The sequence below is a fragment of the Streptomyces sp. NPDC046122 genome, assembly GCF_056429965.1.
In genome coordinates this window covers 630,469-645,326 of sequence record NZ_JBWKLQ010000003.1, presented here as the reverse complement: position 1 = coordinate 645,326, position 14,858 = coordinate 630,469, and the positions used below count along the sequence as shown (strand labels likewise).

General features: G+C 72.2%; 13 protein-coding genes. 12 read left to right on the top strand and 1 reads right to left on the bottom strand.

Annotated elements, in window-relative coordinates; all coding sequences use genetic code 11:
- Positions 1-55: 55 nt before the first annotated feature.
- Entirely contained in the window at positions 56-568 is a 513-nt protein-coding gene (locus tag AC07FK_RS12265; protein WP_479104798.1) for a hypothetical protein, read from the top strand.
- Positions 569-649: 81 nt separating this feature from the next.
- Here the strand turns inward: AC07FK_RS12265 and AC07FK_RS12260 are convergent, their stop codons facing one another.
- Positions 650-1,552, bottom strand: coding sequence for an aminoglycoside phosphotransferase family protein (locus AC07FK_RS12260; RefSeq protein WP_479104797.1), 903 nt, complete (start codon positions 1,550-1,552; stop codon positions 650-652).
- Between the two features lie 626 nt (positions 1,553-2,178).
- On the opposite strand from AC07FK_RS12260, the gene AC07FK_RS12255 reads away from it, so the two are divergent.
- The 11 genes from AC07FK_RS12255 (at position 2,179) to AC07FK_RS12205 (ending at position 14,837) form a co-directional block, all read left to right on the top strand.
- Positions 2,179-2,346 (top strand): hypothetical protein, encoded by a 168-nt coding sequence (locus AC07FK_RS12255; protein ID WP_479104796.1) that lies wholly within the window; start codon positions 2,179-2,181, stop codon positions 2,344-2,346.
- A 140-nt stretch (positions 2,347-2,486) separates the two neighbouring features.
- Positions 2,487-4,046 (top strand): radical SAM protein, encoded by a 1,560-nt coding sequence (locus AC07FK_RS12250; RefSeq protein WP_479104795.1) that lies wholly within the window; start codon positions 2,487-2,489, stop codon positions 4,044-4,046.
- A 27-nt stretch (positions 4,047-4,073) separates the two neighbouring features.
- Positions 4,074-5,924, top strand: a complete 1,851-nt coding sequence (locus AC07FK_RS12245; RefSeq protein ID WP_479104794.1) for a carbamoyltransferase C-terminal domain-containing protein — start codon at positions 4,074-4,076, stop codon at positions 5,922-5,924.
- A 151-nt stretch (positions 5,925-6,075) separates the two neighbouring features.
- Complete coding sequence (locus AC07FK_RS12240) at positions 6,076-6,963, top strand: phytanoyl-CoA dioxygenase family protein (protein ID WP_479104793.1); 888 nt, start codon at positions 6,076-6,078, stop codon at positions 6,961-6,963.
- A 53-nt stretch (positions 6,964-7,016) separates the two neighbouring features.
- Positions 7,017-8,312, top strand: a complete 1,296-nt coding sequence (locus AC07FK_RS12235; protein WP_479104792.1) for an MFS transporter — start codon at positions 7,017-7,019, stop codon at positions 8,310-8,312.
- A gap of 3 nt (positions 8,313-8,315) precedes the next feature.
- The gene (locus AC07FK_RS12230; RefSeq protein ID WP_479104791.1) at positions 8,316-9,248 is read left to right on the top strand and encodes an NAD(P)/FAD-dependent oxidoreductase; all 933 of its coding nucleotides are present in this window, start codon (positions 8,316-8,318) and stop codon (positions 9,246-9,248) included.
- Between the two features lie 48 nt (positions 9,249-9,296).
- Positions 9,297-10,214, top strand: a complete 918-nt coding sequence (locus tag AC07FK_RS12225; RefSeq protein WP_479104790.1) for an SGNH/GDSL hydrolase family protein — start codon at positions 9,297-9,299, stop codon at positions 10,212-10,214.
- A gap of 13 nt (positions 10,215-10,227) precedes the next feature.
- Positions 10,228-10,380 (top strand): hypothetical protein, encoded by a 153-nt coding sequence (locus AC07FK_RS12220; RefSeq protein WP_479104789.1) that lies wholly within the window; start codon positions 10,228-10,230, stop codon positions 10,378-10,380.
- 61 nt (positions 10,381-10,441) lie between these two features.
- On the top strand, positions 10,442-12,295 hold the full coding sequence (locus AC07FK_RS12215; protein ID WP_479104788.1) for a carbamoyltransferase family protein: 1,854 nt from the start codon (positions 10,442-10,444) through the stop codon (positions 12,293-12,295).
- A 450-nt stretch (positions 12,296-12,745) separates the two neighbouring features.
- On the top strand, positions 12,746-12,949 hold the full coding sequence (locus AC07FK_RS12210) for a cold-shock protein (RefSeq protein WP_028810498.1): 204 nt from the start codon (positions 12,746-12,748) through the stop codon (positions 12,947-12,949).
- A 376-nt stretch (positions 12,950-13,325) separates the two neighbouring features.
- Complete coding sequence (locus AC07FK_RS12205) at positions 13,326-14,837, top strand: DEAD/DEAH box helicase (protein WP_479104787.1); 1,512 nt, start codon at positions 13,326-13,328, stop codon at positions 14,835-14,837.
- Positions 14,838-14,858: the final 21 nt, after the last annotated feature.

Sequence of the window (14,858 nt, the reverse complement as noted above, 5' to 3'; positions counted from 1 at the left end):
GCGTACCGGCGTACAGGCTCGGGGTGAAATTCCAGCACCGAACAGGAGCAGACGTATGCGCGCACGACCGGTCGCCGTCGGCATCTCCCTCGCCGCTCTGGCCTCGCTGACGATCGCCGCCGCCCCGGCCAAGGGCGACGACCCCCACCGCCAGCTCGACGTCGCGGCGGCGGCCAGCGGCGCCTTCCACGCGCCCAGGCTGGCGAACGCCGCCGGGTTCAAGAGCACGAACGAGTGCGTCAGCCACCCCACTCAGGGCGGCATGGGCTACCACTACGTCGACCCGGCCAACATCGGCTCCCTGCACCCCGGACGCCCCGCGGCCGTGCTCTACGCGCCGGACAAGGCCGGGAAGCGGCAACTGGCGGCGCTGGAGTACATCGTGCCGGACGCCGACCAGAACCCGAAGACCACCAAGGACCGCCCGAAGCTGTTCGGCCACAAGTTCGACGGACCGTTCACCGACATCCCCGGACTGCCCGTCCACTACTCCCTGCACGTCTGGCTGTGGAAGGACAACCCCCGCGGCCTCTTCGCGCCGTACAACCCCCGGGTGAAGTGCCCGTGACCCACCGGTGAGCACACCGTGGCGCAGGAGGCCCTGACGATCGCCCGTCAGGGCCTCCTGCCGGTGCCGAGCCGGCCGGCCTCAGACCTCGCCGAGCACCGCGCGGATCACATGCCGGGCGTTGCGCGCCATCGCGGGGTTCGTCCGGTGGTGGCACGGCAGTGCGATCAGGGCCTGGGAGAGCGTCCGCGCCCGGCCGCGGGTCCAGGTCGCGTCGTCCACGCCGAGCGCCTCGCGGAACACCTTCCGCGCACCGGCCGGCAGCAGGTTCCACGCCGGGAACAGATCACAGGCCGGATCGCCCACCCCCGCACAGCCGAAGTCGATCACCGAGGTCAGCCTGCCCGCCCCGTCCACCAGCAGGTTGCCCGGCATCAGGTCGGCGTGCAGCCACACCGGCTGCTCCCGGTCCGGGGTGCGCAGGGCGTCCTGCCACACGGCCACCGCCGCGTCGCAGTCCACACCTTCCCCGGGCATCGCGCGCAGTGCCTCGATCGCCGCCCGTGTCCCGGCGTCGAGCGAGGCGAGCGGCCCGCCGCGGTAGGCCTCCGGAGCGCCCGGGAGGGTGATGCTCCGCATCGTCGCCACGAAGGCGGCCAGATCCTCCGCCAGCCGCTCGGGCTGCGTCAACGCCCCTTCCACGGGGTTCTCCCCGGTCCGCCACCGGTAGACCGACCAGGGCCGCGGATACCCCTCGGCGGGCTCCCCGGCGGCGAGCACCTCGGGCACCGCCGTCGGCAGCCGGGACGCGAGGCGCGGCAGCCACTCCCGCTCCTTCGCCACGTCCTCGGCCCCGCCGTCGCGCAGCGGCAGCCGTACGACCATGTCGTCGCCCAGCCGGTACATGGCGTTGACCGTGCCGCCGGACGGGAACCGCACGACCTCCAGATCCGCCCAGTGCGGGAACTGACCCGCGATCAGCCGCCGTACGAGGTCGTCGTCGACGGGAACCGGGCCGGGAGGCGTGTGGTCGTCGCTGCTCATGGGACGCCATCCGAACCCGGAACAGGGTCAGGCGTCAACCGCATATTCAGGCGGTACGCGCGGCGGGCGCCGGGACGGCCGGCACGTTCGGCCGCGCCCCGCGCCGGCCGCAGACGCCTCCCGGCCCGCCCGACGGCGGCGGCAACGCCCCGCCGTGGAGCGGGAATGCGCCAGGGCCGCCCGCCGGCCGGGTGTCCGGCGGCCGGCCGGCGCCGCGCGCCGCGGCGGAACACATCACGCCAGCCGACGGGCGGCACGGCCCCGCCCGGCCTTCCCGGCGTACGTCCGAGCCGCCCCGGAGCCGGGCCGGGCGGCCCTCCCCCGCCCCGGCCGGCCCGTCACGGGGAAAGGGGACCGGTCGCGCCGTCGTCACGCCGTTCTGGGCACGGCGGCATGAGCGTCGGAGTTCCCTTTTCGATCAAAGACCGCGGTCCTGTTGATCGTGAACAGAGCTGCGGGGACGCACGCCATATCCGGCCTTCACCGGAATGATTTCGGGGTGCTCGGCACGGCCGGAAGTGCTCCCGTTCGAGCCGTCGCGTCGTGGCCGAAAGGTCCTCTTATCGGTGTCGGCGGCATCTGCTTCAGTGTGGTCTGTTGCGCGCCCGACAATTGGAGGAGGCTCCATGGCCGAAGTAAGAAAAGTGGTCAGGCCCGCGGTCACCGCGTCGTCCCGGCCCTGCGCGTTCGTCTCGCCCGACAAGGGCAACGCTCCGACCATCACCCCGGTGCGAAAGGAAGCACAGGCTGCGCCTGCCGCCGCTGACCAGCGGAAACAGGACACGCCCGCCTGAGATCCGAAGCACCTCCCGGGCCTGTCGGAGACGGCTGGGCCTTCATACGCCGCAGGTGGGGCACGTCGTGCACCCGCCTGCGGCGGCCGATTGTTCCGATGCTCTGCCGGATGCCCCGATACGCAGGGAGAGGCCCGTCCATGCCGAATTCGATCTACCAGTCCTCGCGTTACGCCCGCACGCTGCGTTCCGCCGAAGATCGTGATTTCACCGCTTTCGGCGGCCGTCTCGGCACGTATGACGGAAGCGCACGCACGATGGCTTTCCATTCCCTGTACGGAAATGCGCGGCTGGTCGACCGGGACATTGTGGAGCTGCTCCGGGAAGCGGCGGACGGCATGACGCTCGATCAGTTGCGGGAAAGGATCGACGAGGCGTCCCTGCGTGATCTCATCGACGCGCGCTATCTGGTGGAGGCCGGCCGCGACGAGGCCGAGGAGATCGACGCGCTGCTGGAGAGCCGGCAGGCCGCGCTCAGCAGCGGTGTCTTCCACTCCTCCATTCAGCTGGTGCTGACGAACGCCTGCAACTTCTCCTGCCAGGGCTGCTTCGCGTACAACTTCGACGGCGGCGTGGAGGAGCGGAACACCTCGGGCGAGAGCGTGAAGCCCGGTCCCGTACTGGTCGAACTGCGCCGCGCGCGGCCGGACTCCGGGCCGACGCTCGCCAAGGGCGACTGGAACCACGGTTCCGACTCGGGCCGCAATCCCTCGATGCACATGTCCCTGGACGTGGCGGAGAAGACCGTCAAGGAGGCAATCGCCCTGCGCAAGGCCAATGGGGGCGGGCACCTGACCGTCTCGTTCTTCGGCGGTGAGCCGACGCTGGCCCGGGGCACGATCCTGCACGTACTGCGCACCTTCGGGGACAGCCACGACGGCGTCTCCCTCTCGTACGACCTGACGAGCAACGGTTCGCGCATCGACGACGAGCTGCTGGCGGCACTGGCCCGCCACCAGGTGGACACCACCGTCTCGATCGACTACCTGGTGCCGGAGACGGGCGAGTTCCGGGGCGGACAACAGCAGCGCACCCCGTGGCCCGTGGTGCGCAAGGCCATCCTGGACATGAAGGCCGCCGGGGTGCCGGTCAGCATCACCACCGTCCTCTCCCAGTTCACCTGGGACAAGTGGGGCACCCCGCTCATCGACTTCGTCGCCGAGGCCGGCCTCGACTCGCTCGACGTGATCGTGTCCTTCCAGGCCAAGGAGTTCTTCGACCGGCACAGCCCGCACGATGTGGCCCAGCGGCTGCTGCACGCGGTCGACTACGGGCGCGAGCGCGGCGTACAGCTCAGCGGGTACTGGTACCAGACGTTCCAGATGATCATTGATGAGCGCAAGTGGGCCGCGCAGGCCGACTACAAGACCTGCCCCGCCGTGGGCCGCCAGCTGTCCATCGAGCCGAACGGCAGCGTCTTCGCCTGCAAGGCCACCGCCCGCAAGCTCGGCACCATCGACGACTGGCAGGGCGTCTTCGCCTCCGACGCCTACCAGGACTACGGCATGCGCGCGTACACCAACGGACCCGGCTGCCAGGGCTGCGAGCTTCAGGGCACCTGCTCGGGCGGTTCGGCGGGAGCGCTGGAGGAGGAGAACGGGTCGATCCAGGTGATGTCCCCGGGCTACTGCGCCTACATGCGCGAAGTGGTCCAGGGGCTGCTGGAGCGGCACCACGCCCAGACCGCCGCCCTGGCCTGACGACCCGAGAGAGAGCGGTACGGTTTCGTGGCAACGATCGGAATGCACTTCGGCCATGACGCGGGCGCCGCCCTGACGCAGGCGTCGGGCTACCACGTCATCGAGGCGGAACGGCGCCTGGGCCTGCGCCACGTGTGCGGAGGCAACGAGCGGTTCGCGCGGACCGCCCCCGACTGGCTGGCCGAGCTCCGGGCCGCGGCCGAGTCGCCGGTGACCCGGGTCGCCGTGGCCGACTGGTACACGCCGGTGTGCCGTGTGCTGCCGCCGGCGCTGGTCGAGCTGGTCGGCAAGGACGCCTGGTGGGCGCGGCCCGGCGGGAACCTGCTCAACGCCGTCGTCCGCACGGTCGACCTCGCCGGCTGGCCGCTGGCCGAGGGCCTCGGTGAGGTCGAACTGACCGTCGTGCGCCACCACTACGCGCACGCCGCGCTCGCCTACTACACGTCAGGAGCCCGCAAGGCCCTGGTGATCGCCCTGGACGGCACCGGCAACTACGCCGAGAACGGCATGGTCTGCCTGGGTGAGGGCGACCGGCTGACCCCCGTACTGTCCTTCACCAACCGGACGGGCCCGCGCTTCGGCCTCGTCTACGAGGCCCTGGCGCGGCGCGTGCACGGCAGCCAGTTCGACACCGGCAAGCTGCTGGGGCTGTCGGCGACGGGCGAACCGGACGATGCGCTGCTCCCGGTGCTGCGCGCCATGCTGGTCCGCCAGGGGGCGCGGACCCGCTCACCCGACCTGTACGAGCCCCTCGACGAGGACGCGCTGGTGGGCACGGCCCTCCGGTACGCCGACAGCTGGTGGGAGTACGACCCGGACAGCGGCGGATACCTCGACGCCGGCCTCGCGGACTCCTCCGACGACGACGTGGTGCACTCCTACGGGTCGGTGTTCCCCGACGAGATCCGTACCTCGGACGGCCGCAGGACCGAGGTCGGCCACAGCCCCGACGACCGTGTCTGCCGGGACCTGGCCGCCACCCTCCAGGCAGCCGTCGAACGCGACCTGGTGCACCTGGTCACCGGCATCAGCACGCGCTTCCCGGGCTACTCCACGCTCTGTTACGCGGGCGGCTGCGCGCTCAACATCACGGCGAACAGCGCCCTGGTGGAGTCGGGGCAGTTCACCCGGGTCCACGTCCCGACCTGCTGCGACGATTCCGGCATCGCACTCGGCGCGGCTCTGGCCGCCGCCGATCCGGCGGAGCGTCCGGCCGTGACGGACGGATCGCCGGGGGCCGGTCTGCCGTACGCGGGCGGCCCGCTGGCGGCGCCGGAGGACGGGGCGCGGAACGCGGCGCTGCGGGCGGGGCGCACCGTACGGACCCCGGACACCGAGCAGGCGTTCGTCGAGGCGGTGGCGGACCTGCTGGCCGGCCGCAGGTGCGTCGCCTGGCTGGAGGGCGGTATGGAGACCGGTCCGCGCGCCCTGGGGCACCGTTCCCTGCTCGTGTCGGCGCACTGGCCGGGGGCCCGGCAGTACGTCTCCCAGACGATCAAGGGCCGGGAGTGGTTCCGCCCGGTCGCGCCGCTGTGCCCGGCGGAGGACGCCGAGCGGTACTTCGCCGGGCCCCTCGACCACACGGACACCATGCTGTTCGCCGCGCGCGTCAAACCCGAACGGGCCCGGCTCCTCCGCGAGGTGCGGCACATCGACGGTACGGCCAGGCTGCAGACCATACGGTCCGCCACCCACCCCGCGCTGCACCGGCTCTGCCGGGCGGTCGGCGCCCGCACCGGCCTGCCCGTCCTGATCAACACGAGCGCCAACGGCGGCGGGCGCCCGATCCTCAACCACCTCGACGACGCGCTGGAGTTGCTGGCCGGCACCGCGCTGGACGCCGTCGTCCTGCCCGGACAGCGGCTGGTGATCGAGTGAACGGGGCGAACGGCCGAGCGCGCCGTCTCCCTCCCCGCCGTCCGAGCCGCCGTCCGCCCCGGCCCCGCGAGGGGTTGTCCGAAAGCGTGCTGGTGAACCCCTCCGAGGTACCCGACCATGTGAGGGCGCTTCACCTGCCGGAGGTGAGTCCGTGAACACAGTCCAGCTGAGGGACGTACACAAGTCGCTGCCCCTGCGGGTCCTGTCCCCGCGGGACTGGGAGCAATGGACCACCGAGGGTTACGTGGTGGTGCGGCAGGCGGTGCCGGAGCGCAACGTCACCCGGCTCACCGAGGCGCTGTGGGACTTCCAGGACATGCGCCCGGACGACCCGGCCACCTGGTCCTCGGCCCACACCGGCAACGAGCGGCTGCCCGGTCACAGCGGTCTCGTCGAGATGTACAACCACCAGGCGCAGTGGGACAACCGGCAGACGCAGCGGGTCTACGACGCCTTCGTCGACATCTGGGACCGTACGGACCTGTGGGTGACCATCGACTTCGCCAACGTCAATCCGCCCAACCACGGCTCCCGGGCCTTCGGCGGTTTCGTCCACTGGGACGTGGACACGTCGGTGGACCCCCTCCCGGTGAGCTGCCAGGCGGTGCTGTCCCTCACCGGGGGCAACGAGGACATCGGCGGTTTCCAGTGCGTGCCGGAGATCTTCACCGAGTGGGACACCTGGGTGAAGGGGCAGCCCGAGGACCGCGACCCGTACACCCCGGACATCACCGGCTACCGCATCACCGTCCCCGAGGTGCACCCGGGCGACCTGATCGTCTTCAACAGCCTGCTGCCGCACGGAGTGCACCCGAACGTCTCCCGCGACGGGGTGCGGATGGCCCAGTACATGTCCATGGCCCCGGCCTGGGAGGAGAACGAGCCGCTGCGGGAGGCGCGCGTCCGGTTCTGGCGGGACCGCGTGCCGCCGCACCCCCCGGAGGGCGGCCTGCGCAAGGAGGAGCACCTGCTGTACGGACCGGCCGAGCTCACCCCGCTCGGTGAACGGCTGCTGGGTCTGCGGAGCTGGCATGAGTGAGTGGCGGCGCCGTCCGGCGCCGTCCGGGGCCCGCCGCCACGCGGGGAGAGGACTTGGCTAGCGCCTCCCCCGGCACGACCACCGCCCGGCCAGGTCTCGGCCGCCCGTTCCGGTGGCTGTGGGCGTCCACCGCCGCGTCCAACGCGGGCGACGGCGTCACCCGCACCCTGCTGCCGCTGCTGGTGGTCGCCAGCCATCCGGACCCGGCGGCGGTGGCCGGCCTGACGGCGGTCAACATGCTGCCCTGGCTGCTGTTCGCCCTCCCCGCCGGCGTGCTGGTCGACCGTCTGGACCGCCGGCGCATCGTGCTGTGGAGCAACCTGGCGCGCGGCGCCGTGCTGCTGGGGGCGACGGCGGTGCTCGCCGGGGACCGGCCGCTCGCCGTCCTGTACGCGCTCGCGTTCGTCCTGGGGATCGCCGAGACCCTGGTCGACACGGCGGCCCCGGCGATGCTGCCGCGCATCGTCGGATCGAGGGACCTGGAGCGGGCCAACGGCCGCCTGTCCGCCGCGCAGATCGTGTGCAACGAGATGGCGGGGCCGCCGGTCGCCGGCCTGCTGGTGGGCCTGGCCGCCACGGCCGCGCTGGCCACCGGCGGGGCGCTGTACGCCATGGCCGCCGTCCTGTTGCTTGGCCTGGTCCCGCTGCGGTGGGAACCCGCCGGACGGGCCCCCGGAGCGCGCCCGGAGCCCGTGCTCGCCGGGATCCGGGCCGGGTTGCGCTTCGTCGTCGGCCACCGGACGCTCCGGCGGACGCTGGCAGCCAGCGCGCTGTACGGGCTCGTCTTCTCCGCCACCTTCTCCATGCTCGTACTCCTCAGCCACGGAACGCTCGGGCTGGACGCCACCGGTTACGGGCTGCTGCTCGCGGCCGGCTCCCTGGGCGCGGTGGGCGGGAGCTGGCTCGCGCCGAAGCTGGCCGGGCGACTGCCCTCCGTCCGGCTGGCGTGCTGGTGCCTGGTCGCCTCGGGACTCTCGTACGCCGCTCTGGGCCTCGCCCGCACCCCGGCGCAGGCGGCCGTCGCGCTGCTGTGCAACGGCGTGTTCATGATGGGCTGGAACATCCCCGTCATGTCGCTGCGGCAGCGGCTGACGCCCGAGGAGTTCCAGGGGCGCGTGATGAGCGTCTCCCGGCTCTGCGCCTGGGGCGCCATGCCCGTGGGCGCGACCCTCGGCGGGCTGCTGGCCGAGGCCCTGTCCGTACCGACCGTCTTCGTCATCTGCGGCTGCGTCCTGGCCGCCGGGGCGCTGCTGCTGCTCGCTCCCCTGCGCGCGGACGCCCCCGCCGGCCCGGCCGCGCAGGCGGGCCCCCGGGCGCCGCAGGACTCCGACCCCTCGATGAAGGAGTGAACCTTGACCGCAGAGCCCTACGACACCGTGATCGTCGGCGGCGGACCCGCGGGCCTGAACGCCGCCCTGTACCTGGGCCGTTCGTGCCGCCGCGTGCTGCTCGTCGACTCCGGTGACGCGCGCAACATGGCGGCCGGCGTCATGCACAACGTCCTCACGAACGACGGGGCGGACATCGCCGGCTTCCGCGCCAGGGCCCGGGCCGAACTGCGTGCGTACGACGTGGCGTTCCGGGACGACGAAGTGGTGTCGGTGGAGCCCGACGGCGACCACGTCGTGACCACCACCAAGGAGTCGGGCATCTTCCGCAGCCGGACCCTGCTCTACGCGGCCGGCGTGCGCTCGCAGCTGCCGCCCGTCCCCGGTCTGGCCGATCTGTGGGGCACGTCGGTGTTCGAGTGTCCGTACTGCCACGCCTGGGAAGTACGCGGCAAGAGCTTCGGCGTGTACGGCGGCGTCGTGCCCAGTGAGTGCCTGGCGGCCACCCTGACCGTCTGGTCCGATTCCCTCACCTACCTGTCCGACCGGCGCGAGCTCCCCCAGGACGAGCGGGAGCGGCTGACCGCGGCGGGCATCCCCACCGTCACCGACAAGGTCGCCCGGGTCTCGCCGCACCCGGACGGCGTGGCGGTGGACCTGGAGGACGGCCGGTCGCTGACCTTCGGCGCGCTGTTCCTCCACATGGACACCGAGCCGCGCGTGGAACCCCTGCGCCCGTGGCTGCGGAGCGACGACCTGGAGTCCGTGCAGACCGACGAGCGCGGGCGCACCGCACTGCCCCGGCTGTACGTGGCGGGGGACCTCGGCAAGAACATGCAGCAGGCCGCCATGGCGGCGGCCAGCGGGGGTCTGGCGGCGATGGCCGTCAACGCGGACCTGATCCGGGAGGACCGCCCCGGTTCCCTGCCCGCGCCGCCGCCCACCCCGCCGGCGTAACACCCCCGCGTCCACCGACCGGCACCCAGGGACGGGAGACCCTCCGCCGTGCACTCACCCCGAGCTCAGCTCGCCCCGCAGATGGAGCACTACACCTTCGTCCTGGAGGACCAGCCGTACCTGGGGTTCTTCCAGTACGGCAACGAGAAGACGCCGGTCTACAGCACCGACGAACACGGCTTCCGCGTCACCCGGGGACCGGGGGACGCCGTGGCCGCCGTCTGCGGCGAACGGCCGCCCGGCCCCGTGCGGCTGCTCGCCGGCAGCTCGGCGGCATTCGGCGTCGGGGCCACCGGCGACGCCGCCACCGTGCCCTCCCGGCTGTGGACGCGGCACGCGCCCCGGCTGCCCTGGCTCAACTTCTCGGGACAGAGCCACAACTCGGCGCAGGAACTGATGCTCCTCACGCTGTTCCAGCAGCAGCTGCCCGAGGTCGAAGACATCGTGCTGTTCTCCGGCGTCAACAACCTGGTGCTGAGCAGGCTGCCGGCGGAGCGCCAGGGCCGGCACGGCGCGTTCTTCGAGTGCGGGGCCGCCCCCGACACCGTACCGACGCCGCAGGAGCGGATCGACCGGGCGGCCGGCCTCACCGTGCGCCACCTCGGTACGTGGAAGCTGCTCGCCGGCGCCATGGGCGCACGGCTGACGTTCGTCCTGCAGCCGCTCGCCCCCTGGGTGCGGGAGGAACCCACCCCGCAGGAGAAGCTGCTCTTCGACGAGCTGGACGACGTGTCCAACTTCCGCCGGCTGCACAACGACATCTCCACCCTGGAGGTGGGCCGGAAGTACGCCGAGGCGATCGGCGCCGGATGCGCCGGTCTCGGGGTGCCCTTCCTGGACATGAACGCCGCGCTCGCGGAGGCCACCACACCCGACGAGTGGCTGTTCATCGACCGGGTCCACTGCACCGACCTGGGATACGACGCCGTCGCCCGGCTGCTCGCCGGGCGCCTCGACCTCACCTGAGGAGCCACCGCCCATGTCCGTGATCCGGCGACTCCTGGACAGGCTGCGGCGACGGCCGCCCGCCGCGGCCCGGCCGTCCCTGCCGTCACCCGCGCCCGGCCGCGACCGCCGGTCCGGGCTGCGGCCCCAGCCCGGGGACGACGCGTCCATCTACCCGCTCTTCTGATGCGCGGCAGCCGCCCCCGGCACGACCGGGGCGTACGAGGACGGGGACGGGAGGGGCGCCGATGCCGGAACTGATCCTGGGAATCTCCGCTTACTACCACGACAGCGCGGCGGCCGTCGTCGCGGACGGCGTCCCGCTGGCCGCCGCCCAGGAGGAGCGCTTCAGCCGCCGCCGTCACGATCCCCGCTTCCCGGCCCGGGCCGTGGACCACTGCCTCGAAGCCGCCGGGGCGAAGCTCGGCGACATCGCCGCCGTCGCCTTCTACGAGGACTCCGCCCTGAAGTTCCGGCGGGTCATGGCCACCTGGCTGGCCACCGCACCGAAGGGCTTTCCGGCGTTCCACGACGCCTTCCCGCAGTGGCCGACCCGCAAGCGGAACGCGGCGCGGGAGGTGCGGCGCCACCTGCGGGCGAGCGACGGCGGTGCGGTACCGCCCGTCCTCACCGGGCGGCACCACGCCTCGCACGCGGCCTCGGCGTTCTACCCCAGCCCGTACGAGTCGGCGGCCGTACTGTGCGTCGACGGAGTCGGCGAGTGGGCGACGACCAGCATGTGGCACGGCCGGGGGACACGGCTCGAGGCGCTGGGCGAGCTGCGGTTCCCGCACTCGCTCGGCCTGCTGTACTCGGCGTTCACCTACTTCTGCGGCTTCAAGGTCGATTCGGGCGAGTACAAGCTGATGGGCCTCGCCCCCTACGGGACCCCCCGTTACGCCCGCCTCATCCGCGAGCGGCTCGTCGACGTCAAACCGGACGGTTCGTTCCGCCTGGATCTGCGTCACTTCGACTTCCTGTACGGCCGTGTGATGGTCGGACGCGGCTTCGAGGCGCTGTTCGGCGGGCCGCGCCGGGAGCCGGAGGGCCCGCTCACCCAGCGCGAGTTCGACCTCGCGGCCTCCGTACAACTGGTCACCGAGGAGGTGATGCTGCGGCTGGCGAGGACGGTGTGCGAGCGCACCGGGGAGCGGCGCCTGTGCCTGGCCGGCGGGGTCGCCCTGAACTGCGTGGCCAACGGCAGGATCGTGGCGGACGGTCTGTGCGACGAGGTGTGGATCCAGCCCGCGGCCGGTGACGCGGGTGGCGCCCTGGGCGCCGCCCTGGCCGAGTCCCACCGGCGCGGTGCTCCCCGAGCGCATCTCGCCCGGCACACCGACGCGATGTCCGGAGCGCTGCTCGGGCCCGCCTACGGAGCCGAGGAGATCGCCGCGTTCCTGGACCGCGGTGACATCCCGCACACCCGCCTGTCCGGGGACCGGCTGGCCCGGCGGGTGGCGGCGGAGATCGCCGCCGGGCGGATCGTCGGCTGGTTCCAGGGCCGCATGGAGTTCGGGCCCCGGGCGCTCGGGGCCCGCTCGATCCTGGCCGACCCGCGCGACGCCCGCATGCAGTCGACGCTGAACCTCAGGATCAAGTTCCGGGAGTCCTTCCGCCCCTTCGCCCCCGCCGTGCTCAGCGAGGACGCCGGACGGTGGTTCGACCTCCGCCAGGAGAGCCCGTACATGCTGCTGACCGCCCAGGTCGCGGCCGAGCAGTGCCTGGACTGCGACGACGAGCGCGCCGGCACGGGCGGCGGGCCGACGGGGCTCGACCTGCTCCGGGTCCGGCGGTCCACGATTCCGGCGGTCACCCACGTCGACCGGTCGTCGCGTGTGCAGACGGTGGGCCCGCACGACAATCCGCCCTTCCGCCGGCTCCTCACCGCCTTCCGCGACCTGACCGGCTGCCCCGTGCTGGTCAACACCTCGTTCAACGTCCGGGGCGAACCCATCGTCAACACCCCGGAGGAGGCGTACACGTGCTTCATGCGCACGGGGATCGATCTGCTGGTGCTCGGCGACTTCCTGCTGGAGAAGGAGGCCCAGCCCCCGTGGCGGGAGAAGGAGGACGACTGGCGTGAGTCGATTCCGATGGACTGACCCCCTGCACCGCCCGGCGCTCGCCGCGCTGTACTTCCTGGTGCTCACGCCCGTCGGCCTGTGCGTACGGCGGCTACGCGACCCCCTGCGCCGGTCCTGGCAGCCCTCCGCCGCCACGTACTGGGACCGTCCGCGCACCCGGGACCGTCCCGCACGTCGAATTCCGGGACCAGCGAATATCTGCAGCCGCGAAGCGAGAAATTAAAGCAAGGCGGATCGAAGGTATCTCCCGCAACAGGCCGAGCGGAATCACTCAAGACGCACGGCTGATCTCGTCGTGCTACTGTCTTTACAAGTTGCAGTTGTGGTTCCCAAAACTCTAGGTGCCTCCACCGGATTTTTCTCCGATGGCGACACTTTTGTATTTCCGGTCATTTCCGGGCGGGTGATCATCGCAGCGACGCGGAGCCGCACAGTGCGGACTCCGGCACTGCCCCGAAGGAGATTGACATGGCATCTGGCACCGTGAAGTGGTTCAACGCAGAAAAGGGCTTCGGCTTCATCGAGCAGGACGGTGGCGGCGCGGACGTGTTCGCCCACTACTCGAACATCGCCGCCCAGGGCTTCCGTGAGCTGCTCGAAGGCCAGAAGGTGAACTTCGACATCGCGCAGGGCCAGAAGGGCCCGACGGCGGAGAACATCGTTCCCGCCTGACGCTGACGCGTAGTACGAGCTGGGGCCCGCACCTTGGGGTGCGGGCCCCAGCTCGTTGCATTTCGGGGCACAGGGGCACTCCCCTCCCCCGCCCCTGCGGCGATTCCGGCCCCGGCAGGCACCCGCAGGCCCCGCCGCACGACGAGCGTCCGACCCGACTCCGGACGCGACATTTCCGTAAGAGCTTCCGCTCCGGAACCGCGCTCCCGGCTCACGAGGTTCGCCACACGCTTCAGCGATCACCCGTCTTATTTCTCTTCCGGTGGTCGGCTCTTTTTTCGTCTGCGCAATTTTTCCGGCTCGTTCTCGCGATTCTCCGTGCTGCTCATTCGCTGCGGAAACTCCTTGATACCTGCCGCATCGAGGAAGGCCCCGCATGAACCGCACTCGCACGAACGACCGATCCTCCCGCACCCGTACGAGCGGTGGCTACACCGACGGTGCGGGCGGCGCCGGCCGAAGCGGCCGCTTCGGCCCGTCGGCGTCCACCCGCTCCGGTACGTCGAGCCGCTCGGGCGGCTACGGCCGCCGGCCCGCCGCGGTGCAGGGTGAGTTCGCCCTGCCCGAGACGATCACCCCGGCGCTGCCCGCCGTCGAGGCGTTCGCCGACCTCGGCATGCCCGAGCAGCTGCTCGCCGCGCTGACGGCGGAGGGCGTGACCGTACCGTTCCCCATCCAGGGCGCCACCCTGCCCAACTCCCTCGCCGGCCGCGACGTGCTGGGCCGTGGGCGGACCGGCTCCGGCAAGACGCTGGCCTTCGGCCTCGCGCTGCTGGCCCGTACCGCAGGACAGCGCGCCGAGCCCCGTCAGCCGCTCGCCCTGGTCCTCGTCCCCACCCGCGAGCTGGCGCAGCAGGTGACCGACGCGCTCACCCCGTACGCCCGCGCCGTCAAGCTGCGGCTCGCCACGGTGGTCGGGGGGATGTCGATCGGCCGCCAGGCCGGCGCGCTGCGCAGCGGCGCCGAGGTCGTCGTGGCGACGCCGGGCCGGCTCAAGGACCTCATCGAGCGGGGCGACTGCCGGTTGAACCAGGTGGCGGTCACGGTGCTGGACGAGGCCGACCAGATGGCCGACATGGGCTTCATGCCGCAGGTCACCGCCCTGCTGGACCAGGTCCGTCCGGAGGGACAGCGCATGCTGTTCTCCGCGACACTCGACCGCAACGTCGACCTGCTGGTCCGCCGCTATCTGACCGACCCCGTCGTGCACTCGGTCGACCCGTCGGCCGGCGCCGTCACGACGATGGAGCACCACGTGCTGTACGTCCACGGAGGCGACAAGCACGACGCCACCACGCGGATCGCCGCCCGAGACGGACGCGTGATCATGTTCCTGGACACCAAGCACGCCGTGGACCGGCTGACCCAGGACCTGCTCACCAGCGGTGTGCGGGCCGCGGCCCTGCACGGCGGCAAGTCGCAGCCGCAGCGCACGCGCACGCTGGCGCAGTTCAAGACGGGCCATGTCACCGTGCTGGTCGCCACCAACGTCGCCGCCCGGGGCATCCACGTCGACAACCTCGACCTGGTCGTCAACGTCGACCCGCCGACCGACCACAAGGACTACCTGCACCGGGGCGGACGTACGGCCCGCGCGGGCGAGTCCGGCAGCGTCGTCACCCTGGTCACCCCCCACCAGCGCCGGGACATGGTCCGCCTCATGTCCGACGCCGGCATCCGTCCGCAGATCACTCAGGTGCGCTCGGGCGAGTCCGAGCTGGACCGCATCACCGGGGCGCAGGCCCCCTCCGGCATCCCGGTCGTCATCACGGCGCCGGTGAGCGAGCGCCCGAAGCGTGCCGCCGCGGCCCGTTCGCGCCGTGGCCGGCCCTCGCAGGCCCCCCGCCGCGCCACCCGCGGTCCCGAGCCCCTCGGCGCGGCGGCCTAGAACCACGCTCCGTACGCTCAC

What these genes read in the sequence shown, in the direction of transcription:
- AC07FK_RS12255 (WP_479104796.1), top strand. Translation starts at nt 2,179, where the DNA reads ATGGCCGAAGTAAGAAAAGTGGTCAGGCCCGCGGTCACCGCGTCGTCC.
- AC07FK_RS12220 (WP_479104789.1), top strand. Translation starts at nt 10,228, where the DNA reads ATGTCCGTGATCCGGCGACTCCTGGACAGGCTGCGGCGACGGCCGCCC.
- AC07FK_RS12265 (WP_479104798.1), top strand. Translation starts at nt 56, where the DNA reads ATGCGCGCACGACCGGTCGCCGTCGGCATCTCCCTCGCCGCTCTGGCC.
- AC07FK_RS12215 (WP_479104788.1), top strand. Translation starts at nt 10,442, where the DNA reads ATGCCGGAACTGATCCTGGGAATCTCCGCTTACTACCACGACAGCGCG.
- AC07FK_RS12260 (WP_479104797.1), bottom strand. Translation starts at nt 1,552, where the DNA reads ATGAGCAGCGACGACCACACGCCTCCCGGCCCGGTTCCCGTCGACGAC.
- AC07FK_RS12210 (WP_028810498.1), top strand. Translation starts at nt 12,746, where the DNA reads ATGGCATCTGGCACCGTGAAGTGGTTCAACGCAGAAAAGGGCTTCGGC.
- AC07FK_RS12250 (WP_479104795.1), top strand. Translation starts at nt 2,487, where the DNA reads ATGCCGAATTCGATCTACCAGTCCTCGCGTTACGCCCGCACGCTGCGT.
- AC07FK_RS12205 (WP_479104787.1), top strand. Translation starts at nt 13,326, where the DNA reads ATGAACCGCACTCGCACGAACGACCGATCCTCCCGCACCCGTACGAGC.